The sequence below is a fragment of the Kitasatospora sp. NPDC028961 genome (genome assembly GCF_055564815.1).
Genome location: NZ_JBVHVO010000018.1, coordinates 52,278 through 77,472, shown reverse-complemented (window position 1 = coordinate 77,472; position 25,195 = coordinate 52,278). Strand labels below are relative to the sequence as shown.

General features: G+C 75.5%; 20 protein-coding genes. 9 read left to right on the top strand and 11 right to left on the bottom strand.

Annotation, left to right across the window (positions count from 1 at the left end):
* Nucleotides 1-53: 53 nt before the first annotated feature.
* Entirely contained in the window at nt 54-1,019 is a 966-nt protein-coding gene (locus ACZ4UX_RS26075) for a helix-turn-helix domain-containing protein (protein ID WP_465708442.1), read from the bottom strand.
* A 116-nt stretch (nt 1,020-1,135) separates the two neighbouring features.
* Here ACZ4UX_RS26075 and ACZ4UX_RS26070 point away from each other — a divergent pair, with 116 nt between their 5' ends.
* Nucleotides 1,136-1,930: an NAD(P)H-dependent oxidoreductase gene (locus tag ACZ4UX_RS26070; RefSeq protein WP_352291734.1), complete on the top strand. Its 795-nt coding sequence runs from the start codon at nt 1,136-1,138 to the stop codon at nt 1,928-1,930.
* Between the two features lie 519 nt (nt 1,931-2,449).
* Complete coding sequence (locus ACZ4UX_RS26065) at nt 2,450-2,824, top strand: aggregation-promoting factor C-terminal-like domain-containing protein (protein ID WP_465708441.1); 375 nt, start codon at nt 2,450-2,452, stop codon at nt 2,822-2,824.
* 268 nt (nt 2,825-3,092) lie between these two features.
* Here the strand turns inward: ACZ4UX_RS26065 and ACZ4UX_RS26060 are convergent, their stop codons facing one another.
* Nucleotides 3,093-3,551 (bottom strand): HD domain-containing protein, encoded by a 459-nt coding sequence (locus ACZ4UX_RS26060; RefSeq protein WP_465708440.1) that lies wholly within the window; start codon nt 3,549-3,551, stop codon nt 3,093-3,095.
* Between the two features lie 143 nt (nt 3,552-3,694).
* Here ACZ4UX_RS26060 and ACZ4UX_RS26055 point away from each other — a divergent pair, with 143 nt between their 5' ends.
* Both ACZ4UX_RS26055 and ACZ4UX_RS26050 read left to right on the top strand, forming a co-directional pair.
* Entirely contained in the window at nt 3,695-4,678 is a 984-nt protein-coding gene (locus ACZ4UX_RS26055) for an AEC family transporter (RefSeq protein ID WP_465708439.1), read from the top strand.
* A 274-nt stretch (nt 4,679-4,952) separates the two neighbouring features.
* Nucleotides 4,953-5,276: a hypothetical protein gene (locus ACZ4UX_RS26050; protein WP_352291740.1), complete on the top strand. Its 324-nt coding sequence runs from the start codon at nt 4,953-4,955 to the stop codon at nt 5,274-5,276.
* 71 nt (nt 5,277-5,347) lie between these two features.
* Here ACZ4UX_RS26050 and ACZ4UX_RS26045 read toward each other — a convergent pair whose 3' ends face one another.
* A complete protein-coding gene (locus ACZ4UX_RS26045; protein ID WP_465708483.1) occupies nt 5,348-5,782 on the bottom strand; it encodes a MarR family winged helix-turn-helix transcriptional regulator in 435 nt (144 codons plus the stop codon).
* 119 nt (nt 5,783-5,901) lie between these two features.
* On the opposite strand from ACZ4UX_RS26045, the gene ACZ4UX_RS26040 reads away from it, so the two are divergent.
* Nucleotides 5,902-6,837, top strand: a complete 936-nt coding sequence (locus tag ACZ4UX_RS26040) for an alpha/beta fold hydrolase (protein ID WP_465708438.1) — start codon at nt 5,902-5,904, stop codon at nt 6,835-6,837.
* A gap of 166 nt (nt 6,838-7,003) precedes the next feature.
* Here ACZ4UX_RS26040 and ACZ4UX_RS26035 read toward each other — a convergent pair whose 3' ends face one another.
* Complete coding sequence (locus ACZ4UX_RS26035; RefSeq protein WP_329490920.1) at nt 7,004-7,267, bottom strand: dsRBD fold-containing protein; 264 nt, start codon at nt 7,265-7,267, stop codon at nt 7,004-7,006.
* Nucleotides 7,268-7,550: 283 nt separating this feature from the next.
* On the opposite strand from ACZ4UX_RS26035, the gene ACZ4UX_RS26030 reads away from it, so the two are divergent.
* Together ACZ4UX_RS26030 and ACZ4UX_RS26025 are read left to right on the top strand one after the other, a co-directional pair.
* Complete coding sequence (locus tag ACZ4UX_RS26030; RefSeq protein WP_465708437.1) at nt 7,551-8,543, top strand: DMT family transporter; 993 nt, start codon at nt 7,551-7,553, stop codon at nt 8,541-8,543.
* Between the two features lie 29 nt (nt 8,544-8,572).
* Entirely contained in the window at nt 8,573-9,247 is a 675-nt protein-coding gene (locus tag ACZ4UX_RS26025) for a DUF6629 family protein (protein ID WP_329490918.1), read from the top strand.
* Between the two features lie 43 nt (nt 9,248-9,290).
* Here ACZ4UX_RS26025 and ACZ4UX_RS26020 read toward each other — a convergent pair whose 3' ends face one another.
* A complete protein-coding gene (locus ACZ4UX_RS26020) occupies nt 9,291-15,212 on the bottom strand; it encodes a WD40 domain-containing protein (RefSeq protein ID WP_465708436.1) in 5,922 nt (1,973 codons plus the stop codon).
* 88 nt (nt 15,213-15,300) lie between these two features.
* Here ACZ4UX_RS26020 and ACZ4UX_RS26015 point away from each other — a divergent pair, with 88 nt between their 5' ends.
* A complete protein-coding gene (locus ACZ4UX_RS26015) occupies nt 15,301-16,503 on the top strand; it encodes an ArsB/NhaD family transporter (protein WP_465708435.1) in 1,203 nt (400 codons plus the stop codon).
* 131 nt (nt 16,504-16,634) lie between these two features.
* Here the strand turns inward: ACZ4UX_RS26015 and ACZ4UX_RS26010 are convergent, their stop codons facing one another.
* From ACZ4UX_RS26010 to ACZ4UX_RS25985, 6 genes are all read right to left on the bottom strand, one after another.
* Nucleotides 16,635-17,528 (bottom strand): inositol monophosphatase family protein, encoded by an 894-nt coding sequence (locus ACZ4UX_RS26010; protein ID WP_465708434.1) that lies wholly within the window; start codon nt 17,526-17,528, stop codon nt 16,635-16,637.
* On the bottom strand, nt 17,506-18,339 hold the full coding sequence (locus ACZ4UX_RS26005) for a hypothetical protein (protein WP_465708433.1): 834 nt from the start codon (nt 18,337-18,339) through the stop codon (nt 17,506-17,508). Before ACZ4UX_RS26005 ends, ACZ4UX_RS26010 begins: the two co-directional genes overlap by 23 nt.
* A 19-nt stretch (nt 18,340-18,358) precedes the next feature.
* Entirely contained in the window at nt 18,359-19,321 is a 963-nt protein-coding gene (locus tag ACZ4UX_RS26000; RefSeq protein ID WP_359835965.1) for a hypothetical protein, read from the bottom strand.
* A gap of 315 nt (nt 19,322-19,636) precedes the next feature.
* The gene (locus ACZ4UX_RS25995) at nt 19,637-21,076 is read right to left on the bottom strand and encodes an MFS transporter (RefSeq protein ID WP_465708432.1); all 1,440 of its coding nucleotides are present in this window, start codon (nt 21,074-21,076) and stop codon (nt 19,637-19,639) included.
* Nucleotides 21,073-21,795, bottom strand: a complete 723-nt coding sequence (locus tag ACZ4UX_RS25990) for an ArsR/SmtB family transcription factor (protein ID WP_465708431.1) — start codon at nt 21,793-21,795, stop codon at nt 21,073-21,075. The genes ACZ4UX_RS25995 and ACZ4UX_RS25990 overlap by 4 nt, the downstream gene beginning before the upstream one ends.
* Nucleotides 21,796-21,919: 124 nt before the next feature.
* Nucleotides 21,920-22,717 carry a histidine kinase gene (locus tag ACZ4UX_RS25985; RefSeq protein ID WP_465708430.1) on the bottom strand — a complete coding sequence of 266 codons (798 nt, stop codon included), beginning with the start codon at nt 22,715-22,717 and terminating at the stop codon, nt 21,920-21,922.
* A 319-nt stretch (nt 22,718-23,036) separates the two neighbouring features.
* Here ACZ4UX_RS25985 and polX point away from each other — a divergent pair, with 319 nt between their 5' ends.
* Entirely contained in the window at nt 23,037-24,764 is a 1,728-nt protein-coding gene (gene polX / locus ACZ4UX_RS25980) for a DNA polymerase/3'-5' exonuclease PolX (protein ID WP_465708429.1), read from the top strand.
* The last annotated feature ends 431 nt before the right edge of the window (nt 24,765-25,195 follow it).

The following is a 25,195-nucleotide window of genomic DNA, read 5'->3' as shown; positions in this document are numbered from 1 at the left end:
GGCGCCGGGTGCGAGGCTCCGGGGGGCGCTCCCGGCGCCCTGCCGTGGACGCCTCAGGCGTCGGAGTACCGCACCGGCCCGGCGGCCCGCTCCTGCTGCGACGCCGCCACGGCCTCGGCCAGCCGGGCCAGCGCGGCGGCCTCCGGGCTGTTCTCCGCGGCGCTGAACACGTGCACGACCAGGCCCGTCTCGCCCGGTGCGGCGGGCACGTGCAGCGTCTCGTAGTCCAGGGTGAGCAGCCCCGCCACCGGGTGCCGCAGCCGTTTGCGGCCCGCGCCGCACACCACGATCTCGCCGGTGGCCCAGATCCGCCGGAAGTCCGCGCTGCGCGCCGACAGTTCGGTGATCAGCGCGGCCAGCTCCGTGTCGTCCGGGTAGCTCCCGGCGGAGACCCGCAGCTGGCCGACGGCCTCGCGGGCCCGGTCCTCCCACTCGGGGTGGACGTCCCGGGAGGCGGGGTCGCAGAACAGGTACCTGGCGTTGTTGCCGTCCCGGCCGCCGGGTGTGCCGAGCCCGCCCATCAGTTCGGCGCCCAGCGCGTTCCAGGCCACCACGTCGAGGTGGGGGGTCGTCGCGAAGGCGGGGAAGTGGACGACGGCGTCCAGGAGCCGCCGCAGCTGCGGGCTGACCCGCGCCGCGGGCGCGGTGCCGCGCCGGGCTCCGGCCAGGGTGGCGAGGTGCCGACGCTCGGCGGCGTCGAGGCCGAGCGCCCGCGCGAGCGCGTCGAGCACCTCGGTGGACGGCTGGGTGGCCCGGCCCTGTTCGAGGCGGACGTAGTAGTCGACGCTGATCCCGGCGAGCTGGGCCAGCTCCTCGCGGCGCAGCCCGCGGACCCGCCGGTGACGGCCGCCGGCGATGCCGACGTCCTCCGGAGCGACGCGGCCGCGCCGGGCCCGCAGGAAACCGCCGAGCGCCCGCCGGGTGTCGCCGACCCCGTCGACCGCCCCGACCGCCCCGGCCGCCTCCACCCCGCCGCCGCCCCCGCCCGTGCCGTCCGTCGTCGTGTCCGTGTGCCTCATCCCGCCCCCCGTTTCCTGGCGTCCAGTATGGGTGGCCCTCCCGGTACCAGGATCACCGGTCCTCCGGTTGACCAGGGTTCTGGCTGCCCGGCCGCGCCCGGGAGAGCGTGTACGACATGACCGCAGCCACGCCGCAGCAGCAGAAGATCCTCGTCGTCAGCGCCCACCCGGACCCCCGCTCGCTCAACACCGCCCTCACCGCCTTCGCGGTCGACCGCCTGCGCGGCGCGGGGCACGAAGTCCGGCAGTCCGACCTCTACGCGATGAAGTGGAAGGCCGGGCTGGACGCCGACGACTTCCCCGCACACGCGCCGGACGAGCGGCTGCACGTGATGGCCGCCTCGGAGCGGGCCACGCTGGCCGGGCGGCTGTCGCCGGACATCGCCGCGGAGCAGGAGAAGGTGCGCTGGTCGGACGCGGTGATCCTGCAGTTCCCGCTCTGGTGGTTCTCGACCCCCGCGATCATGAAGGGCTGGATCGAGCGGGTGTTCACCGCCGGATTCGGCTACGGCCCGGCCCTGCCTCCCCCCTACACCCGGGACTCCGCCCTGGCGGGCCGGCGCGCGCTGATGTCCGTGACGGCGGGCGCCCGGGAGACGTCGCTCCTCGACCGGGGCATCCACGGCCGGCTGGCGGACGTGCTCCACCCGGTCCAGCACGGCCTCTTCTGGTTCACCGGTATGGCACCGCTGGAGCCGTTCGCGGTGTACGACGCGAACGAGCTGTCCGAGGAGCGCTTCGAGGCGGCGAAGGAGGCGTACGGCCGACGGCTCGACGGGCTCTTCACCGACGAGCCGGTCCCGTTCCGGTCGCTCGTCGGGGGTGACTACGGCCGCGACATGCGGCTGATGCCGGGTGTGGAGGCGCCGGGGACAGGCGGATTGGACCTGCACGTCCGCCCGCGCGGCTGAGGAGCCCGGGCGGCGGGACCCGGTCCGGGCCGTCGGGGCGGCCACCGAGGGGCGCACCTGTGTGGCGCCGCTCTCAGATCGTCTGTACCCGTAGTGGTTCCCCCGGACCGGTCCGTGACGGGCCCCGGTGGCCCGCCGGTGAGTGCGCTCACACACGAAAGGCCGCCACGACGGGCGGTAGTCGTTCTCGGGACAGCCACTCTGGTCGGCCGCCGATCGCGGATCCGCCCAGGCCCGCGGGCACGCCGCAGGCGGCTCCGGAGGACCCTTCGAATCCACGGCACGACCCCGGCTACGACGCCCGGTCGTAGCGAGGGGGTCTTGGCGACGGCCGATCCCGTCTGGCAACAATGGCTCAGTCGCCAGCCGCTCCGGCACCTGTCCCGCCGGAGCACGGCTTACTGCCGAGTCACGCCCCGCGACCGTATCGGCCCCTGTCCGGCCAACGGTCGAGGCGGGGCGTGACACCGGCCCAACCCGATTGAGGTCTTCTCCTTCATGCCCGCTTTCAAGCTCCGTATGCGTACTTCCGCCGCTCTTCTCGCCGGCGCCGCCGGTCTGACCGCCCTGGGCGCCGGCCTGGTGCCCGCCACCGCCTCGGCCGCGACCGCGTCCCCGCAGGCCCTCGCCGCCCAGATCGTGCCGGCCGGCCAGCTCGCGTCGTTCAGCCAGATCATCAGCCACGAGTCCAGCTGGAACGTGACCGCGACCAACCCCAGCTCGGGCGCGTACGGCCTGGCCCAGGCGCTGCCGGGCTCGAAGATGGCCTCCGCCGGTGCGGACTGGAAGACCAACCCGAAGACCCAGATCAAGTGGGCGCTGGACTACATGAACTCCCGCTACGGCAGCCCGAACGCCGCCTGGTCGTTCTGGCAGACCCACCACTGGTACTAAGCCGAACTCTTCCGAGCCACCGGGCCGGCCGGCCGATCGATCGATCGCCGGTGCTCCGCCGGGGCTCCGGCTGCCGCAGCCAGACCACTGTCCCCCCTCACCCCGGGGATCGGACAGGGATCACCGGGGTGACCGAGAGGGCCCGTGCACGCGCGATCCGCGTGCGCGGGCCCTCTCGCCCGTCTCCGGGCCCGGGCCGGCGCGCTCCCCCGGACCCGACCGGGCCGGACGCCGGGCGGACCGGACCGGTGCCGGGCGGCGAAGGATGTCAGTCGCCGTCCACGCCCACCAGGCCGAGCAGTTCGCGCATCCGGCGGTACTTGGCGGCCAGCCGCTCGGCCGTCGGCGCGTCCAGGGTGGCCAGCCGGGCCGGACTGGAGTTGTGGGCCAGGTCGGCCCGCTTGACCAGGAGCGCGCCGGGGGTCGCCAGGATGCGGGCCGTGTACTCCTCCACCGGCTCGCCGGGGCGCTTGGTGAGGGCGTCCACGATCGTCTTGGTGTCCTCGGACAGGGCCGCGGCGGCCAGCCACTCGCGGGTCAGCACCTCGTCCTCGATCGCGTCGTGCAGCCAGCCCGCCGCGATCTGCTCCTCGCTGCCGCCGCGTTCCGCCACACCGTGCGCCACCGCGGCAAGGTGCTCGCTGTAGGGGTGACCGTTCTTGTCGACCTGCCCGTCATGGGCACGCCGCGCGATCGTCTCGACCTCGGCCAGGCTCAGGTTCTCCACCGGGCCATGGTAGGCCGGGACCCCCCGCGGGATGCCCGGCCGACTCGGCCGGGAGGGCGTCTGGTTGACTGCGGCGGTGCCGGGAGACCCCCGCGCCCCGCCCACCGGACACCGCCGGACACCCCGGACCACCCCGAGGAGCCATGCCCAGTCTGCATCCGTTGCTCTCCGGCTTCGCCCCGATCTGGGCCCTCATCGGGATCGGCTACCTGGTCGGCCGCAGCGGACTGCTCGGGCCGCACGCCGACGCGGTGCTGAGCCGGTTCAGCTTCCATCTGGCCATGCCCGCGGCCCTGTTCCTGATGATCGCCCGGACGCCGCTGAACCGGTTCGCCAACCCGTCGATGCTGGCCTTCGCCGCCGGGACGGCGCTCGCCGCCGGTCTCGGCCTGCTGGCCGCCCACCGGTTCTTCGGCCGGGGGCTCGCCTCGGGCACGATCGGCGGGATGGCCTCCGGCTACGTCAACTCCGCCAACCTCGGCATTCCGGTGGCCCTCCAGGTGCTCGGCGACGCGTCCTTCGTCGGACCGGTGGTGCTGTTCCAGACCCTCCTGGTCACCCCGATCGTGCTGACCGTGCTGGACACCGGCCGCGCCGGCCGCCGGGCCGCGCTCACCCTGCCGGTGCGCAACCCCATCCTGCTGGCGGTCGCGCTCGGCGCCGCGGTCTCGGCGACCGGCTGGCACCCGCCCGCCGAGCTGGCCCGCTCCTGCGAACTGCTCGGCGGCGCCGGCGTACCGGCCGCGCTGGTGGCCCTCGGCATGTCGCTGCACGGCCGCCCGGCGACCGCCGCGGACACCGGTACCGGCACCGTTCCCGGTGCCGGTGCTGACAACGGCGCGGGCCCCGGCAACCGCCGGTACGCGGAGGTCGGGGTGACGGTGGTGCTCAAGACGCTGATCCAGCCACTGGCGGCGTTCGTCGTCGGGGCCGGCCTGCTCCACCTGCCGCCCCACCAACTGCTCACCGTGGTGCTGTTCTCCGCCCTGCCGACCGCGCAGAACGTGTTCGTCTACGCCGCTCAGTACGGGCACAGCACCGCGCTCGCGCGGCGCTCGATCCTCTGCTCCACCGTGGTCTCGATGGCGACGCTGTCACTCGTCAGCTGGACGCTCGGACCCGGCTGAGCCGTACGGCCCGGCGGCGCCGTCGGACCGGCGCCGCGACGGCGGGTCGGCCCGGCCGACGAAGCGGGCGTCGAAGTGGGCGACGTGGGTGAAGCGTGGGGAACTCGTGGAGCCCGACGGGGGCGGGATCCGGTGCCCGCCGGTACGCCGCCGGTGGGGAGCCGTCAAGAGCCCGTCCGACCTGTACAAGACGCGTGCGACCGGGCGGAAAGCATCGCCTCCCGGGCGGCGCGGTGGAATGCTGGCGAGCATGACTGAAGCCAACCGTCCACCCATGGTCAAGCGTCAGTGCCCCGCCGTCGTCACGCTCCCGCAGTCCGATGTGGATCACTTCAACAGCCTGCCGCACGCCGCCTTCATGATGGAGCAACACCTCCGCTGCGAGCTCGTCGCCGGGCACGAGAGCACCCACTGCGCCCTCGTCCAGGGCGTCGGCAACGACCTGCACTGGGCCTCCTGGCCGGTGTACACGGTCGAGTTGGCGCCGCGCTGCCCGGCCGAGGCCGGGCTGAAGGGGCCGGAGCACGTCAGGGAACCCGACTTCTGCCTGCTCCGCGAGGGCCACCCCGGGGACCACTTCGGCGAGACCTGGTTCTGATCCCCCGGCGCCCCCGGGGGTGCCCCGCGTCACCGGCCCCGGACGACGACCGCCTCGCGTCCGCGGTCCGGTCACTCCTCCCGGGCCGTGGCCACCACCTCGGTCATGGCCAGCAGGAACCGCCGGGCCGTCGCCAGCTCCGCGGGGTCGAACCGGCCCATGGCGGCCACCAGATCGGTGATCAGCCCGCCGAAGAAGCCCTGCCCGAGCTCCACCGCCCGCTCCTCGACCACCAGCCGGACGCGTCGGCGGTCCCCGGGGTCGCGCTCGCGGCGGATCAGGCCGAGCCGCTCCAGCCGGTCGACCAGGCCGGTGGTGCCCGCCGAGTTCAGCCGCAGCGCCTCGCCGAGCCGGCCCGGCGTCACCACCGTCCCGGCCCGGGCGGCGTCCAGCAGGTGGATCAACGCGCGCAGGTCGGTCGGGTGCAGGCCGTGGCGGCCGGCGAACTCCGCTCCGAACAGGTCCAGTTCGACGGTCAGGCCGCGCAGCAGATGGACCAGCCGCATCGGCTCCTCGGGTTCGTCCACCTCGTTCTCCTTCCGCTCCAGGTGCGGTGGCACTATTCTCTCGCTCAGCGAGATTATTGTTCAGCGAGTAATTTTGCCACCCGCCGGAGGACAGCAGAATGTCAGCACGCGACTCAAGCACCTCACGCGCCTCACGAACCCCGCAGGACACCCGAACCGCCGACGTGGGCGGCGCCGACGATCCGCTCGATGCGTTCCTCGCCGCCTACGACGCCGTGCTGGCCCGCTGGCCCGTCCCCGTCGAGCCGCTCACCGTCCGGACGCCGCACGGCACCACCCGCGTCAACGCCTGCGGCCCCCGCGACGGGCGGCCGCTGGTCCTGCTCCACGGCGGCGGCGCGACCTCCACCGGCTGGCTCGCCGCGGTGGAGGCGCTCACCTGCGCCGGGCACCGCGTCCTCGCCGTCGACCTGATCGGCGACCCGGGGCGCAGCGTCCACGACGGCGCCCCGCTCGGCGGTGTGCCCGGCCTGCTGGGCTGGCTGGACGCCGTGCTCGACCGGCTCGGCGTGCCCGAGGCCGACTTCTGCGGTCACTCGTACGGCGGGTGGATCGCCCTGGAGTACGCCCTGCACGCCCCCGTCCGGGTCGGCCGGCTCGCCCTGCTGGATCCGACCCAGTGCTTCGCCGGCTTCCGCGCCGGCTACCTGCTGCGCGCGTTGCCGCTCTTCCTGCCGCCCCGCTCGGCCGGCCGCGCCCGCGCCTACCTGGACTGGGAGAGCGGCGGCAGCGGCCTGGACGCCGGCTGGCGCGAACTCTACGCCCTCGGCCACGCCGGGTTCCCGGCCTCCCGGGTGGTCACCGGACCGCGCCCGACGCGTGAACGACTGGCCGCCCTCGGGGCGCCGGCCCTGGTCCTGCTCGCCGAGCGCAGCCGTGCCCACGACGCGCGCCGCGTGGCCGCGTCGGCCCGCGAGGCCCTGCCCGGCGCCACGGTCGCCGTGCTGCCCGAGGTCTCCCACCACACCCTGCTCACGGCCCGGCCCACCGAACTCACCGACCGGCTCACGGCATTCCTGTCCGGCGCCGCGTGACCGGCTTCGAACCGGAGGGCGGCGGGGCCCAGTAGGTCATGGGCCGTCCGAGCGGAACGGGCGCGGCGCCGACCCCACCGCCACCCGGGGGTCCCGGGCGGCGCGCACCGGCCGGCCCGGGTGCGCGGGTCAGGTCGACCGGCCGGACGGCGGGTCAGCGGACGGTTCAGTAGATCAGGTAGCCCGGCCGGTGGCCCTCGTCCTCGATCTCGCCGGTCGCCTGGGCCCGTAGCTTGCGGGACAGCGCCTCCAGGGCGCGGGAGGCGGCGACCTCCTCACCGATCCGGGCGAGCGGGCGGTCCTCCGCGCTCTTGAGCGACTCTCCGTGGGCGCTGAGGCCCGGTGCCCTGGCACCGGTCAGCCTCGCGTCGCATCCCGTGTGCACGCCGTCTTCCTCGAAGCTCAGCTCCACATCCCACTGGTTGTGCATGCCACACCTCCTGGCGCCTGCCCCCGTCGCGCCCACTCGGGCCGGCACGGTTGCGGACCCGTGGCGGCTGCTCACACCAGCGTGCGCCCCCGGCGCCCGGGGCGGCAAGCGCGGCCCCGGACGCCGGGGGGCGGCAGCGGAAGCAGCCGTCCGGCCCAGGGCGGCCCGCGTCCCGGCGGTCGGGTCAACGCCCCGGCGGTACGCTGGCGGAAACGTGCCGCGGCCACCGTCGAACCACGGATCGCCGGTCCGGCGCGGGCAGCGACGTTCGGGTGGTCCCTTCGTGGTGGTCTTCCTCCTCGCACTGAGCGCCGCCTGCTGCCTGGGGCTCGGATTCGTCCTCCAGCAGCACGCGGCACAGCGTGCCCCGCGTGCCGACCTGCTGCGCTGGCGGCTGCTGCTGGACCTGCTGCGGATGCCCGAGTGGCTGCTCGGCACCGGGTTCATGGTCAGCGGTCTGATCCTCTCCGCACTCGCCCTCAACCAGGGCGAGGTCTCGCTGGTCGAGCCGCTGCTCGCCACCAATCTCCTGTTCGCGATGGCGCTGTCCCGGGTGCTGACCCGGCAGAGCCTCGGCCGGTCCGGCTGGGCCGGCGTGCTGCTGCTCGCCCTCGGTGTGACGGCGTTCATCGTGGCCGGCCGCCCCACCGGGGGCGGCGAACCGGCCGGGGAGCTGCGTCACTGGGTGGTGGTCGGCACCGTGGTCGGCCTGACGCTGCTGCTGGTCTCCACGGCCCGCCGGATGCCGCTGTTCGAGGAGGCCACCCTGCTCGCCCTCGCCGCCGGCCTGCTCTACGGCCTCCAGGACGCGCTCACCCGTACCACGACCCTGCGGCTGGACCACGACGGGCTGGGCGCGGTGCTGCGCAGCTGGCAGCCGTACGCGGTGGTGGCGGCGGGCGTGGTCGGACTGCTGCTGGTGCAGAGCGCGTTCGAGGCCGCCCCGCTGCGGATGTCGCTGCCCGCGCTGACGGCGGCCCAGCCGATCACCGGGATCGCCTGCGCGGTGGGCTTCCTCGGCGACCGCCTGCGGGTCACCCCCGGCGCGCTGGCCTGGCAGGCCGCGGGACTGGTGGCGGTCGTCATCGGGGTGATCGTGATCGGGCGCCACCCGGCCATGCCCGGCAGCGGCCACCGGGCGGTCCCGCGCGCCGCCGAAACCGCCGACCGCCCGGGCGGCGGCGGCTCGCCGGACGGCCCGGACGGCGCGGACTCCCCGGACGGCCCGGACGGCCCGGACGGCGCGGGCCCCACCGACCCCACCGGCTCCCGGTAGCCGGCCCGGCCAAGGAAGGGCGGCGACCCATGTGCTGGAGCGCGCAGGCGGACCTCGTCGCCGGCGGGGTGGTGTCGGGCATCGGCGTCCTCTGCCTGGTCCGGACCCACCGCGCCGGACGCCCCGAGCGACTGCCACTCGCGGCCCTCCCGCTCGTCCTCGGCGTGCACCAGCTGATCGAGGCCGCGGTCTGGCACGGCGCCGAGGGCGGCCTCCCCGCCGGTCCGGCCGGGTGGGCCCGGACCGCGTGGGCCGTGATCGCGTTACCGCTGCTGCCCGTCCTGGTCCCGGTGGGGGTGTGGACCGCCACCCGCGACCGGGCCCGCCGGCGCCCGCTGCTGGGCTTCGTCCTGCTCGGCCTGCTGGTCGCGGTCCCGCTCGCGCTCGCCGTCGCGACCCGCCCGGTGACGGCCACCGCGCACGGCCACACCCTCGGCTACGCCGTCGGCATCCCGCACGCGGCGCTCCTGCTGACCGGCTACCTGGTGGCGACCGTCGGCCCGCTGCTCCTCAGCGGCGACCGCCTGCTGCGCCGGCTCGGCCTGCTCACCGGGGCGGGCGCCGTCCTCTGCGCGCTGCTCTGGCGGCTGGCCTTCGTCTCCACCTGGTGCGCCCTGGCGGCCCTGGCCAGCCTGCTGCTCCTGCACTGGACGGCCCGGCCGCCCCGGGACGCGGCCCCGGCCGGCGACCCGGCGGCGTTCTGACACCACCCGTCGGCCGTGGCCCCGGGCCCGCCCGCCCCGGGACTCACAGCAGCGCCTCCGGCGGCATCCGGTGGACGCCCGGGAGCCGGGTGTCGAGCTCGCCGGGCTCGAAGCGGCACATCCCGACCGCGTGCCAGAACTCGCCCACGACGTCGCCCTCGTACTTGTACGCGCCGGACGGCAGCAGCGCCGCCCAGCCGTCCGGTGCCCCGAGCAGGGTCGCCCGGGCCGTGGGCGCGCCGTCGGCGGGGACGTCCCAGAGCCGCACCGTACCGTCCTCGCCGCCACTGGCCAGCAGCGATCCGTCCGGGCTGAAGGTCACCGCCAGGATCCGGCCGGTGTGCCCGCGCAGCCGTCCGAGGTCCTGCCCGGTGCGCGGGTCCCAGAGCCGGACCACCCGGTCGTCCCCCGCCGTGGCGAGCAGCGACCGCCGGGGGTGCACCGACGCCGTCCAGAGCCGGCCGGCGTGGCCGGTCAGCCGGTGCCTGATCCCGCCGTCCGCCCAGACCACGGCGTCGCCGTCCCACGAGGCGCTGGCCAGCCAGGAGCCGTCGGCGCCGAACGCGACGCCGTACACCCGGTCACCGTGCCCGTCGTGCCGGGCCTCGATCCGGCCGGCCTCGATGTCCCAGATCCGGACGCTGCTGTCGTCGCAGCCGGTGGCCAGCCGGCGCCCGTCCGCGCTGAACGCGATCGAGCGGACCCGGCCCCGGTGCTCGCGCAGCGTGGCGACGTGGGCGCCGGTGCTGCGGTACCAGATGCGGACGGTGTCGTCGTCGTTGGCGGTGGCCACGAAGACGCCGTCGGCGCTGAACGCCTCCGCCCAGACGTGCTCCGTCTCGACGTCCATCTCCCGCAGGTACTCACCGGTCAGGGCGTTCCACAGGTAGAGGTCGCCGTCGTTGCTGGCGGTGGCCAGCACCGGCCCCCGCGGGCTGAACTGCGCCGAGACCAGCCGGCTGCTGCGCCCCGAGAGCTCCCTGATCCGGCGGCCCGTGGCGGGCTCCCAGAGCCGGACCACGCCGTCGTTGCCACCGGCCGCCAGCACGCCGGCGTCCCCGCTGAAGGAGAGCGAGCCGATCCGGCGCCCGTGGCCGCGCAGCAGTTGGCGGCTGCGGCCGGAGGCCGGGTCCCAGAGCCGGACGGCGCCGTCGTTGCCGCCAGTCACCAGCAGCGTGTCGGCCTCCGCCCCGCCCGGTCCGGCGCCGGGGCGGAACCGGCAGGCCCAGACCGAGCCCCGGTGCTCGGGCGGCTGGCGGCGCGGGGCCACCACCTCACGCCCGCCCGGGGCGGGCGGCCCGACCCGCCACACCCGGACCACACCGTCGCTGTCCCCGGCGGCGAGCCGGCCGCCGCCGTCGTCGAAGTCGACCTGGTAGACCGAGCCGGTGCAGCCCTCCAGTCGGCCGGCCGCCGTCCCGTCCAGCGGGTTCCAGAGCCGGATCTGACCGGCCGTGTCGCCGCTGGCGAGCAGGTCCCCGTCGGGGTGGAAGGCCAGCGTGTAGACCCGGCCGCCGTGCCCCTCGAAGGTGTGCAGCAGGCGTCGCCCCGCGACGTCCCAGACCCGGACGGCGCCGCCCGGGGCGTCCGGGCCCGCGTCCGAGGCGCCCCGGACGGCCGCGCCGTCCGCACCGGCGTCGCCGGTGGCCAGCAGCGTCCCGTCCGGGCTGAACCGGGCCCGGAAGACCGTCCCGCGGTGTCCCGGGAGCTCGGCGACCCGCTGGCCGGTCGCGGTGTCCCACAGCCGGGCCCCACCGAGCCGGTCACCGGTCACCAACAGGGCGCCGTCCGGGCTGAAGACCGCGGTGTAGACGGGTGCGGCGTGGCCGGTCAGCCGGCGCAGCAGCCCGCCCGTCGCGGTGTCCCAGAGGGTGACCGTCCCGTCGGCGTCACCGGTGGCGAGCAGGGCCCCCGTCGACTCCAGCGAGACCGGCCAGACCCCGCCCGGGTGGACGTCGAGGCGGTGCAGGCACTCCCCGGAGACCTGGTCCCAGAGCCGGACGGTGCCGTCGGCGCTGCCGGTGGCCAGCACGTTCCCGGCGAACTTCACCGCGTAGACCCGGTCGATGTGGTCCTTGAGGGTGCGCAGGGCGACCCCGGTGACCGCGTCGCAGACCAGCACGCTGCCGTCGGCGCTGCCCACCGCGAGCAGTTGGCCGTCGGCGCTGAAGGCGACCGGTTCGGGCAGCCGGGCGGTGCGCACGCCGAACCCGTACGGCACGCCGACCTCCGAGGGCCGGAAGCCGGCCTCGACGGGAAGGCCCGGCGCGATGGCCGCGGCGCGCAGTTCGGGGGCGGCCAGCACCTCGTCGTCGGTGACGGCGGAGATCAGGGCGGCCCGCTGCCAGCGGCTGCCCCGCAGCCGGGCGCCGCGCAGATCGGTGCCGATCAGCCGGGCACCGCGGAGGTCCGCGCCGGAGAGGTCGGCGCCGGAGAGGTCGGCCGCGTCGAGCCGGGCACCGGCCAGCCGGGCGCCGCGCAGCGAGGCCCCGGCCAGGTTGGCGCCGAGCAGCCGGGCGTCGGTGAGGTCGGCCTGGCCGAGGTCGACGCCGGAGAGGTCCCGGTGGGAGAGGTCCTCGCCGGCCAGCGCGGCGCCGCGCAGGTCGGTGTGGGCGGGCACCCGCAGCCGGGCCAGCACCTTGACGGCGTTGAGCCGGGCGGTCTCGTCCGCCTCGCCGGCCCCGTCCAGGACGTCGTGGGCCCACTGCTGGCAGAGCTGGTGGTCGGCGAGGTCGCAGAGGAACTCGACCGCCAGCCGGCTGAGCGGGCGCCGGGTGAGCAGCTCCGACTCGCCGTTCCCGAGCGCGGCCGCCGCGGCCCGGGCGACCAGCCACTCGACCACGGAACCGTGGATGAACTGGAACACGCCCTCGTCGGACCGGACGAGCAGACTGCCCGATCCCACCGCGTGCGCGAGCTGCGGCGCGGGCAGGTGGCTCCCGGCCAGGCCGGTCAGCGCACCGGAGAGGTCGAGCAGTTCGTCGTACGGCAGGGCGGTGCGGCTGGTCTCCCAGAGCCGGACCGCGAGCGCGGTCACGGCCTCCCAGAGCTGGTCCAGGCCGAGGCCGGGAGCGGCGCCCGGGCCGCCCTGGCCGCGCCGCTCCTCGAACTCCAGCCAGGCGGTGAAGACCTCGTGGTAGAGGCCGGCGGCGCTGAGCGCCCGGCCGGCTCCGGCGACGGCCCGCAGCCGGTCGTGGTCGAGGTCGGCGACGAAGCTCAGCAGCCGGGGGTTGCGGCAGAGCGCGAGCAGGTCGGGGATGGCCTCCAGCAGCCGCATCCGGCGGTCGGCGGCGGCCTCGTCGCCGTAGCGGTTGGCCAGGTAGCCGCGGATCTGGGCGGTGGTGAAGTCCTGGACGGCGATCAGCCGCCGCTGCGGGAGCAGGCCGACCCGCTCGCCGAGGGCGGTGAGCACCTGTTCCTGGGAGCTGAAGTGCTGGGTGCGGCTGCTCACGACGATCTTGGCGTTGTCCACGGCGGCGTCCAGCAGCACCTGGAGGTGGTCGGCGGCGCGCTCGTAGCTGACCCGGTTCAGCAGTTCGTCGAAGCCGTCGAACAGGAGGACCACGCGCCCCTGCCGGAGCATGTAGCGAAAGGCCCGCAGGTCGAGGGTGTCGACGCCGTGGGCGGTCAGGTGGGCCGCCACCAGGCCGTCGAAGGAGTGCGCCTTGTCCAGTGCGCTGAGGTCGATGAACAGCGGCGTCAGGTGCGGGAGTTCGACCGGGATGCGGCGGGCCAGCTCGCGCAGGGCGAAGGTCTTGCCGTGCCCGAAGTCGCCCAGCAGCAGCAGGAACCGGCCGTGGTCGGAGTCCAGCAGCCGGAGCATCTCGTCGACCAGGCCCTCGCGTTCCTCCCCGCCGGGGCGCTCGGCGTCCCGGTAGCGCTGCGGCAGGTAGAGGCCGGGCTGGTACTGGCTGTCGGCGGCCAGCCGCTCGCTCTGCGCGGCGACGTGGTCGCGGAGGTCGAGCAGGCCCTGGAACTCGATGAAACTGCGCAGCCGGACGCCGCGCCGCCGGGCCCGGTCGCGCAACTCGCGCGGCGGGGGCGGGCCGTCGTGGACCAGCTCGGCGTCCGGGGCACTGCCGGCGGCGTGCACCTCGTCGACGAAGCGGTCGACCTCCTCGGCGGTCGGGGTGTGCACGCAGACCGCGACCCGCTGCTGGCGGACGAATCCCGACTCGTTCCAGGTGACGAAGAGCTGGGGCGGCGAGCCGGCGACCGAGCGGATCTGGGCGCCCTGGTGCCGGGTGCGGCAGACCTCGGCGACCCGGGCCAGCAGGGTGTCGAGCGGGGAGGGCAGTTCCCTGGTCTCCCGCTCGGCGGCGGGCAGCGGGGCGGGGCCCGCCGCGGGCGGGGCGTCGGGGGCGGCCCGGTCGGGCGGCGGCGGGAACGCGCGGTGCGCCCGGTGCCAGCCGACCGCCGTCCGCCGGGGCTCGGCGCCCGGGGCTGTGCCCGCCCCCGGGGCGGCGCCGGGGCTCGGGCCGGGCCAGTGGGTGAGCCCCTCGCGGGTGAGCTGCAGCAGCTGGTGCGCGCCCGGGGCGGTGGCACCGAGGACCCTGAGCTCGCCGGCGGAGGTGGGCAGGTCCTGGAGCGCCGCGCGGCCGTCGGCCGGCCCGTGCAGCAGCAGGTGCAGCCGGGGCGCGGTCAGCCGGGTGAAGCGGTCGACGTCCCGGAGCGGCTCGGCGTCCTGGCCGGCCCGGGCCGACCGGGCGGCCGCCGGCCGGGGCGTGACGGGGTGCCGGACACCGCCGATCCGCAGCCAGCCGTCGTTCTCGTACGGGCGCAGCGCCTGGGCGAACCAGGCGGCCTGCTCGGGGCCGAGCCAGCCGTACCGGTCGTCGGGCCGGTGGCTGTGGGCCATCGAGGAGTTCAGGCCCGCGACGACCGTCCCGAGCTCGGGCACCGGGAACAGCGTCCAGGGCTGGTCGCTGTCGAAGACCACGTCCAGCCCCTGGTAGAACTCCTGGAACAGCCGGGCGTAGTGGCGCCACTTGGGCCAGTACGGCGGGGTGGGCCGCAGTTCGTCCGCCTCGCAGGTGGCGAAGTAGGCGCGGGAGGCCGCCTGGCTGACGTCCTGACCGCCGGGGACGATCGCCACCCGGTGCGGCTCCAGCCCGAGCAGGGAGCGCATGCCGGTCAGGAAGGCGAGGGCCTGCTCGCACTCCCGGGGGCTGCCGGACGCGGTGAGGTCCCCGGTGACGACGACCAGTTCGGGTGCCGGGGCCCCGGCGTCGGCGAGCTCGACGAGGTCCCCCCAGACGGCGGCCTGGAGCTCCGCGGGATCGGTGCCCCGGCCGAAGGACGGGCCCGCCAGGTGCAGCACCGTGACCGACTCCCGCCCGCACGGGTGGCCCGCCGCCGGCGGGTACTCCGGCCGCACGGAGGGCCTGCGCCGGCCGGACCGCCCGGTGCCGCCGACCGGCCGCAGCGCTTGCGGGGCCGGCTCCCCGTCCTCCCGCGCCCGGGCGGCGGGCGGCGCGCCCGCGGCGCCGCCCGGATAGCCCGGCCGCAGCTCCGGCCGGGCCCGGCCGTCCATCGCCTGGGCGACCCTGGCGAGCAGCAGGTGGCGGGCCAGCGCGGGGTCGGTGACGGTGGCCAGGTCGATGTAGGTCAGGGTGGCGAGCAGGCCGTCCACCGGGATGTCCTCGATCCGGACGGTCAGCAGCCTGCGCTCCGGGGCGTCGGGGTCGGCGCGCAGGGCCGCCTGCCACTCCATCCGGCCGTAGCGCGAACGCTCGTAGTGGCGCGAGAGCAGCGCGATGACCGCGGCGGACTCGGTGACACCCCGGTCCATGAAGTCGACGAAGTTGGTCCCCGGGACGAAGTCCCACGCCTGGAGGAAGGCCCGGTAGCCCGCGTCCTCCAGCGTCCAGGCGATCCAGGCCGCCCACCGTTCGTCGGCGGGCGAGTAGCTGATGAAGAAGTCGATCGGCCCGGGGCCGCCCGGGTTCACGTCATAAGCCCCCATGGGGCCAGCTTATGGCCGATCGCCGACGAGCGACCCCGGTTCGGACCCACACTCGACCAACCACCGCTCGTATGCGACCCTGACCACCGTGCTTGCCTACTGGCCCAACGTCAAGCGGCTCCATCCACTCGACTGGGTGGCTGCTGCGCTGCTCGCCTGCGGGCTGCTCCTCCTCGCCACCGGACTGCTACCGACGGACTCCGCCGGGGCCGCGCTCTCCCGGATCGCACCCCTGCTCGCCTTCCTCGGGACCGTCATCGTGCTCGCCGAACTCACCAGCACCGCAGAGGTGTTCGACGTGCTGGCGGCCGGGGTGGCCCGGACCGCCCGGGGCAGCTACGCGGCGCTGTTCGTGCTCTGCGTGGCGCTGGCCGCCGTCACCACGATCACCCTCAACCTGGACACCACGGCCGTCCTGCTGACCCCGGTGATGCTGGCGCTCGCCTCGCGGGTGGGCATCGCGCCGCTCCCGCTGGCGATGACCACGGTCTGGCTGGCCAACACCGCGAGCCTGCTGCTCCCGGTGTCCAACCTGACCAACCTGCTGGCCGCCGAGCGGGTCGCGCTCTCGCCGACCGGCCTGGCCCGGGTGATGTGGGCGCCGCAACTGGCCGCCGGCCTGATGACCATGGCCTGCCTGTGGTGGTTCTACTGGCGGCGCGACCGGCGCGGCGCGAACGACTACGACCCGCCGCCGGCCCACCGGCCGGCCGACCGGGTGCTGTTCAGGATCTGCGCACTGACCTGCGCCGGGTTCCTGCTGACCAGCCTGCTGGCCGACCTCCCGCTCTGGGTCGCCTCGGGGGCGGCGGCCCTGGTGGTGGTCGTGGCGTTCGCCGTGCGGCGGCCCGAGGCGCTGCGGGCCTCGCTGATCCCGTGGCGGCTGCTGGTGATGGTGCCGGGGATGTTCCTGGTGGTGCAGACCTTCGACGCGCACGGGCTGCACCGGGTGCTCGCCGCGGCGATCGGGACGGACGGCGGGGTGCTCGGGATGTTCCGTGCCTCGGCGGTGGGCGCGGGGCTGTCGAACCTGCTCAACAACCTGCCCGTGTACCTGGCCGGGGAGGCCGCCGTACCGGCCGGCAACCACCAGCAGCTGCTCTCCCTGCTGATCGGCACCAACATCGGCCCGCTGATCACACCCTGGGCCTCGCTCGCCACCCTGCTCTGGTACGAGCGGTGCCGGTCGGCCGGGCTGCGGGTACCGCTGCGCAGCGTCGCGGCGACCAGCGCCGTCCTGGCCGTCAGCGGGGTGGCGCTGGCCACCGCGGCCCTGACCCTGACGTCGTGACGGCGTAGCGGCGTAGCGGCGTGGCGGCGTGGCGGCGTGGCGGCGTGGCGGCGTGACGACGGTGGCCGGGGGTGGCTGGAGGTGGCCGGAGGTGCACGGGGCGCGGAGGCTCGACTCCGCCGCCCGTTGCCTCAGCCGTGCCCGGCGGCCGAGGCGGCCCGGGCCACCAGGTCCAGCAGATAGGGCAGCGCCTCCGGTCGGCCCGCGACGAAGCTCCGCGCGGTGTCCGGCCGGCCGATCCGCCCGCTGAACCGGCCGCCGTCCAACCCGCGGACCACCACACCCGCCTCCGCCGCGAGCAGGTACCCGGCGGGCAGGTCGATCTCCTCCGGCAGATAGCCGACGAAGCCGTCGATGTCGCCCCGGGCCAGCATCGACCAGGCCAGCAGCGGCGCCCACAGCTGCAGCAGCCGCTGGGAGCCGGCCTCCAGCTCCGACTTCAGCGCCCGGAGCAGCCGGTCGTCGGTCGCGATGCCGTGCCCCTGGGTCCAGGCGACCACCGGCCGGGCCGCGGCGACCGCACGCGCCGAACGGGCCGCACCCGCCGTCCCGCAGAGCCGTCCCTGCGGGCCGAAGGCACCGGCGCCGTGGACGGCCCACCACGTCCGGCCGATCACGGGGTCGTGCACGACCCCGACGACCGGCTCCTCGTCCACGCAGAGCGCGATGCCGACCACATAGGCCGGCAGCCCGATCACCACGTTGTTGCTGCCGTCGAGCGGATCCACCAGCCAGGTGCGGCCCGACGCCGCACCGCCGGCACCGCCCGCTGTCGCACCGCCCTCCTCGGCGACGATCCGATCGCCCGGGAAGGATTCCGCGAGCCGGCTGGTCACCAGGGCCTCGGCCTGGAGGTCGAGTTCGGTGACCACATCGCCGTCCTCGCCCTTCGCGCAGACCCCGAAGGCGTCCTGGAACCGGGCGCTCAGCAGCGCCCCCGCCTCCTCGGCGGCCCGCACCGCCACACGGCACTCGAGGGCGAACGGGAACGCCGGGGCGCCGTCACGCTGCCTGATCGGGTCCACTGATCCTCCTCGCTGCCTCTCCGGCGATCCGAGCCGTCTGGTCGGCGTCGCAGAGCCGGCGCACCACCCGGCGGGCCGGACCGTCGACGGGCCCCAGCACGACGTCCACCGATCCGGGCACGGACCGCCCCAGCACCACCGTCGCCGCCGACGCGGCCCCGGTGAGGAGGGTGGTGTGGAACTCGCCGGCCGCCAGGGTGTACGTCTCTCCGCGCGCGCTGCGCTGCTCCACCACCGGCTCCCAGCGCACCAGTCGCGGGGTCGGCCGGATCTCGTCCGCACCGGCGCGGCTGTACACCTCGAAGGCGCGGTGCGTCGGCCGCCGCGGCTCGTCCAGCACCCGGACCCTCAGGTTGCCGACCCGCCCGTAGAGCACGCTGCTCTTCAACTCCCAGCTGTGGCAGTGGATCTCCGGCGAAGGCGCGGGCGGGTGCGCCGCCGGTTGCGGGGGCGGGTGCGCCGCCCGGCGCAGACCGGGCGCGACCGGCCCGAAGACGTGCACGCAGACCCCGCACGCGCCCTCCCGCAGCACCGGCAGGCAGTAGAAGCCGAGCGGGTGGGCCACCGCGCGCAGGGGTCTGCTGCCCGAGGCGATCTCCGCCAGGATCCCGCCGACCAGCCCGTCGAGCCCGCCCGGTTCGTCGGGCAGGCCTGGTCCGGACGGCGCGCCCGGGCCACCCCGGCTGTGCTGATCTGCCCGGCTGCCCCGGCCTGCCCAGCCGTCCTGGCCTGCCGGTCTGTCCGCCTCACCCGGTTCGGCCGCCGCCCCGGTCCGCCCGGCGGCCCGGTCGAGTCTCGTGAAGAGGTCCATCGTCTCCCGCCTCCGGCGGCTACCTGCGGTAGGGGTTCTCCGCGTGCAGCGCCCTGTCGATGATGTCGCCGACGTCGCGGTCCGAGAGGGCCGCCGGCAAGGGGATGCCGAGCTGCTCGAAGAGCCGCCGTGCCTCGTCGACGGTGGGGTCCTCGCTGAGCGGCTCGGTGTCCCGCAGGTCGAGCTTGAGCGCCTGCTCCCGGTAGTGGTGCAGCTCGGTGACGTAGTAGTCGTAGAGCGGACGCCCGCGCTCGACGTAGAGGCTGACCCGCCGCGGATCGTCCTGAGTGATGATCAGGCAGGACGCGGAGAGGTCGAAGCGCAGCGTCGGGACGACGGACGACAGGTGGACGTCGATCTCCAGGGTGTCGAGCCGCTGCCGGTACCACGAGGCGGCGAGCACGGTGGCGTACGACTCCTTGCGGGTGCGCTCGACGCTCCAGCCGTCCTGCGCGACGGAGTCCCGCCGGCTGCTGAACGTCTCGCGGAACCGCGAATAGGCGGCACAGGCCCGCTCGTCCCCCGGGTGCACGATATCGATCTTGACGGTGAGCGAACGGCGCCTGCGCTGCGCCTCCCGCACGCACTCGGGCAGGGTCACGGCCCGCAGATAGGTACCGGTGCCGCCCTTGAAGACCCACCGGTCGGTGTCCTGCCGGGCTCCCTCCAGGGCCCGTTCGAGATCCATACCGGCCAGCTCGCGCACCGAGGTCAGACTGTCCAGCGCCTGCCGCGCGCCGGCCGTGGCCTCCCGGATGTCGGCGATCCGGCGCTTGCGCTCGGCCAGCGACCCGTAGACCACCGCGGCGAGCACCAGGAGCGTGGCACCCGACACGACGTTGTCACCGAGCACTCCCCCGAACATGTCGAGCAACCCGACGGTCAGCGCGCCGCAGAAGGCGACGACACCGTCCGAGTTCCTGAGCGCCCAGGCGATGGCGCCCTCCAGCCGCCGTCCGGACCCCGAGCCCCCGTTCGCCACCCCGCACCCCCGTCCTTCGCCCACCAACATGGTAGGTCAGCAGTCCAGTTGACGCCCAGACAGTTCACTGCCGGAACGGAGCACGAAGGGCGCGCTTCGAGCGTGGAGGGCGCACACCGCGGGCCGTCGCCCCGACCGACTGGCACCTGCCGTCACCGGCTGGAGGCACGAGCCGGTGGCACGAGCGGGCATCACGAACCGGTAGCACGAGCCCGTGGCACGAGCCGGTGACGCAAACCAAGGGCACGACCGCACGGCACGACCGGCGGCGGCCGCCGGAACCGCTCGGCCGGCCTGCCGTCGGGCACGACCGACTCAGCCGTCGGCCTTGGCCCCGGCCACCGAGAGGAGGTGCCGGTCCGCCCCGGCGCCCGACTCCGCCGTACCGGACGGCGACGGCACCGGCGGCGCCGACCGTTCGGGCTCACGGGGGTCGGCCGCCGGCCCGCGACCCCGCAGGCGGTCCATCTCCCGCCACTCGGGCCGCAGGGCCGCCAGCGAGGTGGTGGCGAAGTACAGCCCGCCGCCCACCAGCAGCACCGGTATCAGCCCGGACAGGGCGACGGCCGCGCCGGCGAGGAGACCGCCGAGGGGGATGCCGGCCCAGGCCAGCGAGTCGCCGAGGGCTCCGACGCGGCCCAGCAGGTGGCGCGGCACCCGCTCGAACGTCACCGCACCGAGGATCGGGTTGAGGAAGCCGGAACCGAAGCCGCCCACCGCGAAGACCGCCAGCACCACACCGATCGGCGCGTCCAGGGCGAGGACCAGGAACCTCGGTGCTCCGCAGAGCAGGAAGCCCGCGAAGAACACCACCCGGCGCGGAAGCCGATGGGCGACGGCCGCCGCTATCAGGCTCCCCGTCACCGCCGCGATCCCCCAGGCGCTGCCGGTCAGCCCGATGGCCGCGGGGCCACCCCCGGACTGCTGCGCCCAGAGCGGCACCAGGACGGTCATGAAGCCCGCGTCCAGCAGGTTGGTCACCGCGATCATGACGATGACGGTGAGCAGCAGCGGCTCGCCGCGCAGGAAGGTGAAGCCCTCCCGGAACATCTGCCAGTAGCCGGCCGGCTCGTCGGCCCGCGTCGGCTGCGCGGACTCGGCGGCCCGCGCGGACTTCGCGGTGGCCGGTGCGATGGCACCCCGGCCCATCCCCCGGGGCAGCACCACCAGCACGACCAGCGCACCCAGCCCGAAGGCGACCGCGTTCAGCGTCAGACCGGCCATCGGACCGAGCAGCGCCACCAGCCCGCCGCCCACCGCCGGGCCGATCGTCGAGGCCAGCCGCTCGGTGACCCCGGACAGCCCGGTGGCGCGCTCCAGCGGCACCCGGGCGTGGTCGGCCGCCTCGGGGACCATCACCTCCTTGGCCAAGTCCCCCGGGCCGCGCACCGCACCGACCGTCGCGACCAGGACCAGCAGCAGCCAGAACGGCAGCAGGCCCAGCCCGTGCAGCAGCGGCACCAGGGCCGCCGCGACGGCACTCACCGTGTCCGTCGTCCAGGAGACGACGCGCGGGCCGAGCCGGTCGATCACCGGGCCCGTGAACGCCTTGACCAGCACGTACGGCGTCATCTCGACGAAGGCCACCACGCCGGTCATGGTGGCGCTGCCGGTGGTGGCGAGGACGAACCAGGGCAGGGCGATGGCCGAGACCCGGGTACCGGTGAGCGAGACGGCCATCGCCGACAGCACGCCGACCAGGGGCCGGAGGCTGCGCGGGGCGGCGACCGCCTCGACGGCGGTGGACCCGGTCATGGCCGCCCCCCGGAGTCCTCGACCGAACCCCCGGGCCCGCCCGCCGCAGGCGCCGTCTCCCCGCCGCCGCGCCCGGGCCCGCCCTGATCGGCGCCGTCCTGTCCGGCGTCGTCCTGGTCGGCGCCCCCTCGGGGCTCGGGCAGCACCTGGAGGACCACCCCGATCCGCTCGGCGCCGGCCGGAGCGTCCGCCGCGTCGAACTGCCGGTAGCGGCCGACGACGGCGGCCAGCTCCTCCGTCATGGCACGGGCCTCCTCGGGAGTGAGCAGGACCGCCATGTCGCTGAGGTTGAGGATGTGGCGCCAGGCCCGCGGCATGGTCTCGTACCCGTTCAGCGCGCGCTGGGCGAGCAGCGTGTGCGCGGCGACGATGGACCGCAGGTAGCCGAGGGCCGCCTCCGGCTCCTCGTCCGCCAGCTCCATGTCCGACCACACGGTGAGCTGGTGGACCGCCCGCCACCACCGCTCGCGGGCGTTGCCGCGCTCGGAGTCCTCCTCGACGAACCCCGCGGCCGCCAGCTGCCGCAGGTGGTAGCTCGTCGCGCCCGACGTCAACCCCATCTGCTCGGCCAGCCGGGTCGCGGTGGACGGCCCGCCGCGGCGCAGCAGCCCGATCAGCTGCACGCGGACAGGGTGGGCCAGCGCCCGCAGGCCCTTGGCATCGAGCACGACGTCCCGCTGCGGGTCGGGACTGTGCGGCCACCGCTTCTCTTCGGTCATGGCAGCAGCCTAGGACCGCAAAGACTTCTTCGCAAAGGGTTTTTGCGAAGAAGTCTTTGCGGTCCTCCCGGACGGCTTTCCGCGCCCCCGCCCGACCGTCACGGCACGTCCGCGGCGCCCCGGCTCACTCCCGGGCGACCGACAGGACCAGCACCACGGTGAGGCCGCCGCCCGGAGTCTGCTCCACCGCCAGCCGCCCGCCCGCCGCACGGACCAGGCCGTCCACCGCCGGACCGGCCGCACCGGCGGAGCGCAGGCCGGCGAGCAGCCACTGCCGGGCCTCCGGCAGCTCGCTCTGCCCGCGGTCCACCACCCTGAGCTCCACCCGGGCCCGGCCGGCGCCGGCACCCGCCGCGCCCGCGAGCCCCGCCGCACCCCCCGCCGCCGCCCGCGCCCGCAGGGCGTCCCGCACATCGGAGTCCCGCACACCGGGGTCCACCGCACCGGCGTCCACCACATCGGCGCGCACCAGCACCCTGGCCCCCCACGGGCTGCGCCTGATCGCGTGATCGACCAGCCCCGCCAGCGCCGACTCCAGCCGCCTGGCGTCCGCGACCACCACCGGCAGGCCGGCCGGTATTCGGACCGCCACCTGCCCCGCGCGGCCGCCCCCGCGCAGGACCCGCTGGACCACCTCGGCCACCTGGACGTGCGGCGCCCGCGGACCGCACCCCTCCGCCCGGTCCGTCCACCGCACCCGCTCCAGCTCCGGGCGGCTGAGTTCGCGGGGCCCGGCCATCACCCCGGCCGGCGGCCGCCCGAAGCCGTCCGCGGGTCCGAACCCCGCCTTCTCCCCGGTACCATCCTCGCCCGCGCCCGGACCACCGCCCCGGCCACCCCCGGCGGCGGCGCCGAACGCACCGAACCCGCCGAGCGCCCGGGCGCCCGACGCGACATAGCCCCAGAGCTTTCCGCGTGCCATCGCCCTGCCCCTCGTACCTCACCGATCGTCGCCGCCGGCCGCACGGCGGACCGGAGTCGGCCGCGCTCCGGGTCCTCCGCCAAGCCTGCGCCCGGGCCGCACGGGTGACAATCCGGCTCCCGGGCACGAACCGGGCACAGTACCCCGCCGACCGACCGGGAACGAACCCGTCGACCGACGGGGGTCCGGTCGCCACCGCCCGCACAGCGCCGCCCGAGCGCACCGGCCCGGCCCGCACGCCCCGACGTGCGCCCGCACGCCCCGAGGCCACCGAGCCGCACCCCCTGCCCGATCGGGCCGCCGAACCTAGACTGACCCCATGACCCGGCTCAACGACCAGGTCCAGGAGCTGCTCCAGGAGTACGCCGACCTGATCTCGATCACCGGCGGGGACGCCTTCCGGGCCCGCGCCTACGAGAAGGCCGCCCGTGCGGTGGGCGGCCACCCGGAGGACATCGCCGGGCTGGACGCCAAGGGCCTCCAGAAGATCCCCGGCGTCGGGAAGTCCACCGCCGACAAGATCGCCCAGTACCTCGCCACCGGCCGGATGGACGCGCTGGAGACGCTGCGCGCGGCCATCCCGGCCGGGGTCCGCGCCATGACGGCCGTTCCCGGTGTCGGGCCCAAACGCGCGCTCGCCCTCTACCGCGACCTCGACATCGCCTCCGTCGACCAGCTCGCCGAGGCCATCCGCGCGGACCGGCTGAGCGCCGTGGCCGGGTTCGGCGAGCGCAGCGGCGAGCAGATCCTGCGCGGCATCGAGCTGATGCGGCAGGCCGGCGGGCGGACGCTGCTCGACGCGGCCACCGAACAGGCCGAGCAGATCGTCGCCGCGATCGCGGCCGTCCCGGGCTGCACCCGCTGCGCGTACGCGGGTTCGCTGCGCCGGATGCGCGAGACGGTCGGCGACATCGACGTGCTCGCCACCGCCGAGGACTCCGCGCCGCTGATGGCCGCGCTCGCCGGCCTCCCCTCGGTGGCCGAGGTGATCGCCCGCGGGCCGACCAAGACCTCGGTCCGCACCGCCAAGGGGCTCCAGGTCGACCTGCGGGTGGTGCCGGAGGAGGACTGGGGAGCGGCGCTGGTGTACTTCACCGGCTCCAAGGCGCACAACATCAGGCTCCGCACGATGGCCGTCCGGGCCGGGCTCAAGCTCTCCGAGTACGGCCTGTTCGACGCGGAGAGCGGCGACAAGGTGGTCTCGGCGACCGAGGAGGAGGTCTACGCGGCGCTCGGGCTGCCCTGGATCGCGCCGCCGATGCGCGAGGACCGCGGCGAGATCGAGGCAGCCCTGGAGGGCGAACTCCCGGTGCTGGTCACCGAGGCGGACCTGCGCGGCGACCTGCACACCCACACCGATCTCACCGACGGGCTGGCGAGCCTGGAGGAGATGATCGACACGGCGGCCGCCCGCGGTTACGCGTACTACGCCGTCACCGACCACGCCCCGGACCTGGTGATGCAGCGGATGACGGACGAGAAGATGCTCGCCCAGCGCGAGCGACTGCGCGAACTGGCGGGCCGGCACCGGCGGATGCGTCTGCTGCACGGCACCGAGCTGAACATCGGCCCGGACGGCGGCGTGGACTGGCCCGCCGAGTTCCTGGCCGGTTTCGACGTCTGCGTCGCCTCCGTCCACTCGCACTTCGGGGCCGACCGCGCCGCCCAGACCCGCCGGCTGATCCGCGCCTGCGAGAACCCGCACGTGCACGTCATCGGCCACCTCACCACCCGGCGGATCGGCCGGCGCGGGCCGATCGACGTCGACCTCGACGCCGTGTTCCGGGCCGCCGCCCGGACCGGCACCGCGATCGAGATCAACAGCTCACCGAACCGCCTCGACCTGCGCGACGAGGACGTGCTGCGGGCGAAGCGCCACGGGGTCCGCTTCTCGATCGACAGCGACGCCCACTCCACCCCGCAGCTGGCGTACCCGAGGTACGGCGTCGGCACCGCGCAGCGGGCCTGGCTGACCGCCGAGGACGTGATCAACACCTGGCCGTGGCAACGCCTGAAGCGGTTCCTGCGCAAGGACGCGCTGCGGTAGCGCACGGCAGCCACCCCCAGGTGCCCGCCACGTCGGCGCGGGTGCGCCCGACCCGTCCCGGAGCCAGGTAAATTGCCCCGATTCATGGGGAAAAGCCCTGGTGCCCGGGGCGTGGGAGGCGCATCATGGAGGTGGACCTGCGAGGAGCTGTGGGAGTTCGACCGCAGGAGGCAGTGGCGACAGATCGAGACGGATCAGGGTCTGCCGCTGGTACCTCGGTCGACGATCGAACTATGAGGCCGGAGGACGCGACGTCCGGAGGCCATCCCCCTCCTCGCAGGTTCCGCACGCCCGGCGGCGGGGGCCACGGTTCGGGGGCCAGGACTCGGGCGCCCGTGGCGCGGTAGCGTTCATCACCGCCGACACCGGCCACTCGACCGTCCCGGGGCCGACGCCCCCACGGCCCGCCCCGGAGGACCACCCGATGACCG

Coding starts and splice junctions, on each gene's coding strand:
- ACZ4UX_RS26075 (WP_465708442.1), bottom strand. CDS start 1,019: ATGAGGCACACGGACACGACGACGGACGGCACGGGCGGGGGCGGCGGC.
- ACZ4UX_RS26070 (WP_352291734.1), top strand. CDS start 1,136: ATGACCGCAGCCACGCCGCAGCAGCAGAAGATCCTCGTCGTCAGCGCC.
- ACZ4UX_RS26065 (WP_465708441.1), top strand. CDS start 2,450: ATGCGTACTTCCGCCGCTCTTCTCGCCGGCGCCGCCGGTCTGACCGCC.
- ACZ4UX_RS26055 (WP_465708439.1), top strand. CDS start 3,695: ATGCCCAGTCTGCATCCGTTGCTCTCCGGCTTCGCCCCGATCTGGGCC.
- ACZ4UX_RS26050 (WP_352291740.1), top strand. CDS start 4,953: ATGGTCAAGCGTCAGTGCCCCGCCGTCGTCACGCTCCCGCAGTCCGAT.
- ACZ4UX_RS26045 (WP_465708483.1), bottom strand. CDS start 5,782: ATGCGGCTGGTCCATCTGCTGCGCGGCCTGACCGTCGAACTGGACCTG.
- ACZ4UX_RS26040 (WP_465708438.1), top strand. CDS start 5,902: ATGTCAGCACGCGACTCAAGCACCTCACGCGCCTCACGAACCCCGCAG.
- ACZ4UX_RS26035 (WP_329490920.1), bottom strand. CDS start 7,267: ATGCACAACCAGTGGGATGTGGAGCTGAGCTTCGAGGAAGACGGCGTG.
- ACZ4UX_RS26025 (WP_329490918.1), top strand. CDS start 8,573: ATGTGCTGGAGCGCGCAGGCGGACCTCGTCGCCGGCGGGGTGGTGTCG.
- ACZ4UX_RS26020 (WP_465708436.1), bottom strand. CDS start 15,212: ATGGGGGCTTATGACGTGAACCCGGGCGGCCCCGGGCCGATCGACTTC.
- ACZ4UX_RS26005 (WP_465708433.1), bottom strand. CDS start 18,339: ATGGACCTCTTCACGAGACTCGACCGGGCCGCCGGGCGGACCGGGGCG.
- ACZ4UX_RS25995 (WP_465708432.1), bottom strand. CDS start 21,076: ATGACCGGGTCCACCGCCGTCGAGGCGGTCGCCGCCCCGCGCAGCCTC.
- ACZ4UX_RS25990 (WP_465708431.1), bottom strand. CDS start 21,795: ATGACCGAAGAGAAGCGGTGGCCGCACAGTCCCGACCCGCAGCGGGAC.
- ACZ4UX_RS25985 (WP_465708430.1), bottom strand. CDS start 22,717: ATGGCACGCGGAAAGCTCTGGGGCTATGTCGCGTCGGGCGCCCGGGCG.
- polX (WP_465708429.1), top strand. CDS start 23,037: ATGACCCGGCTCAACGACCAGGTCCAGGAGCTGCTCCAGGAGTACGCC.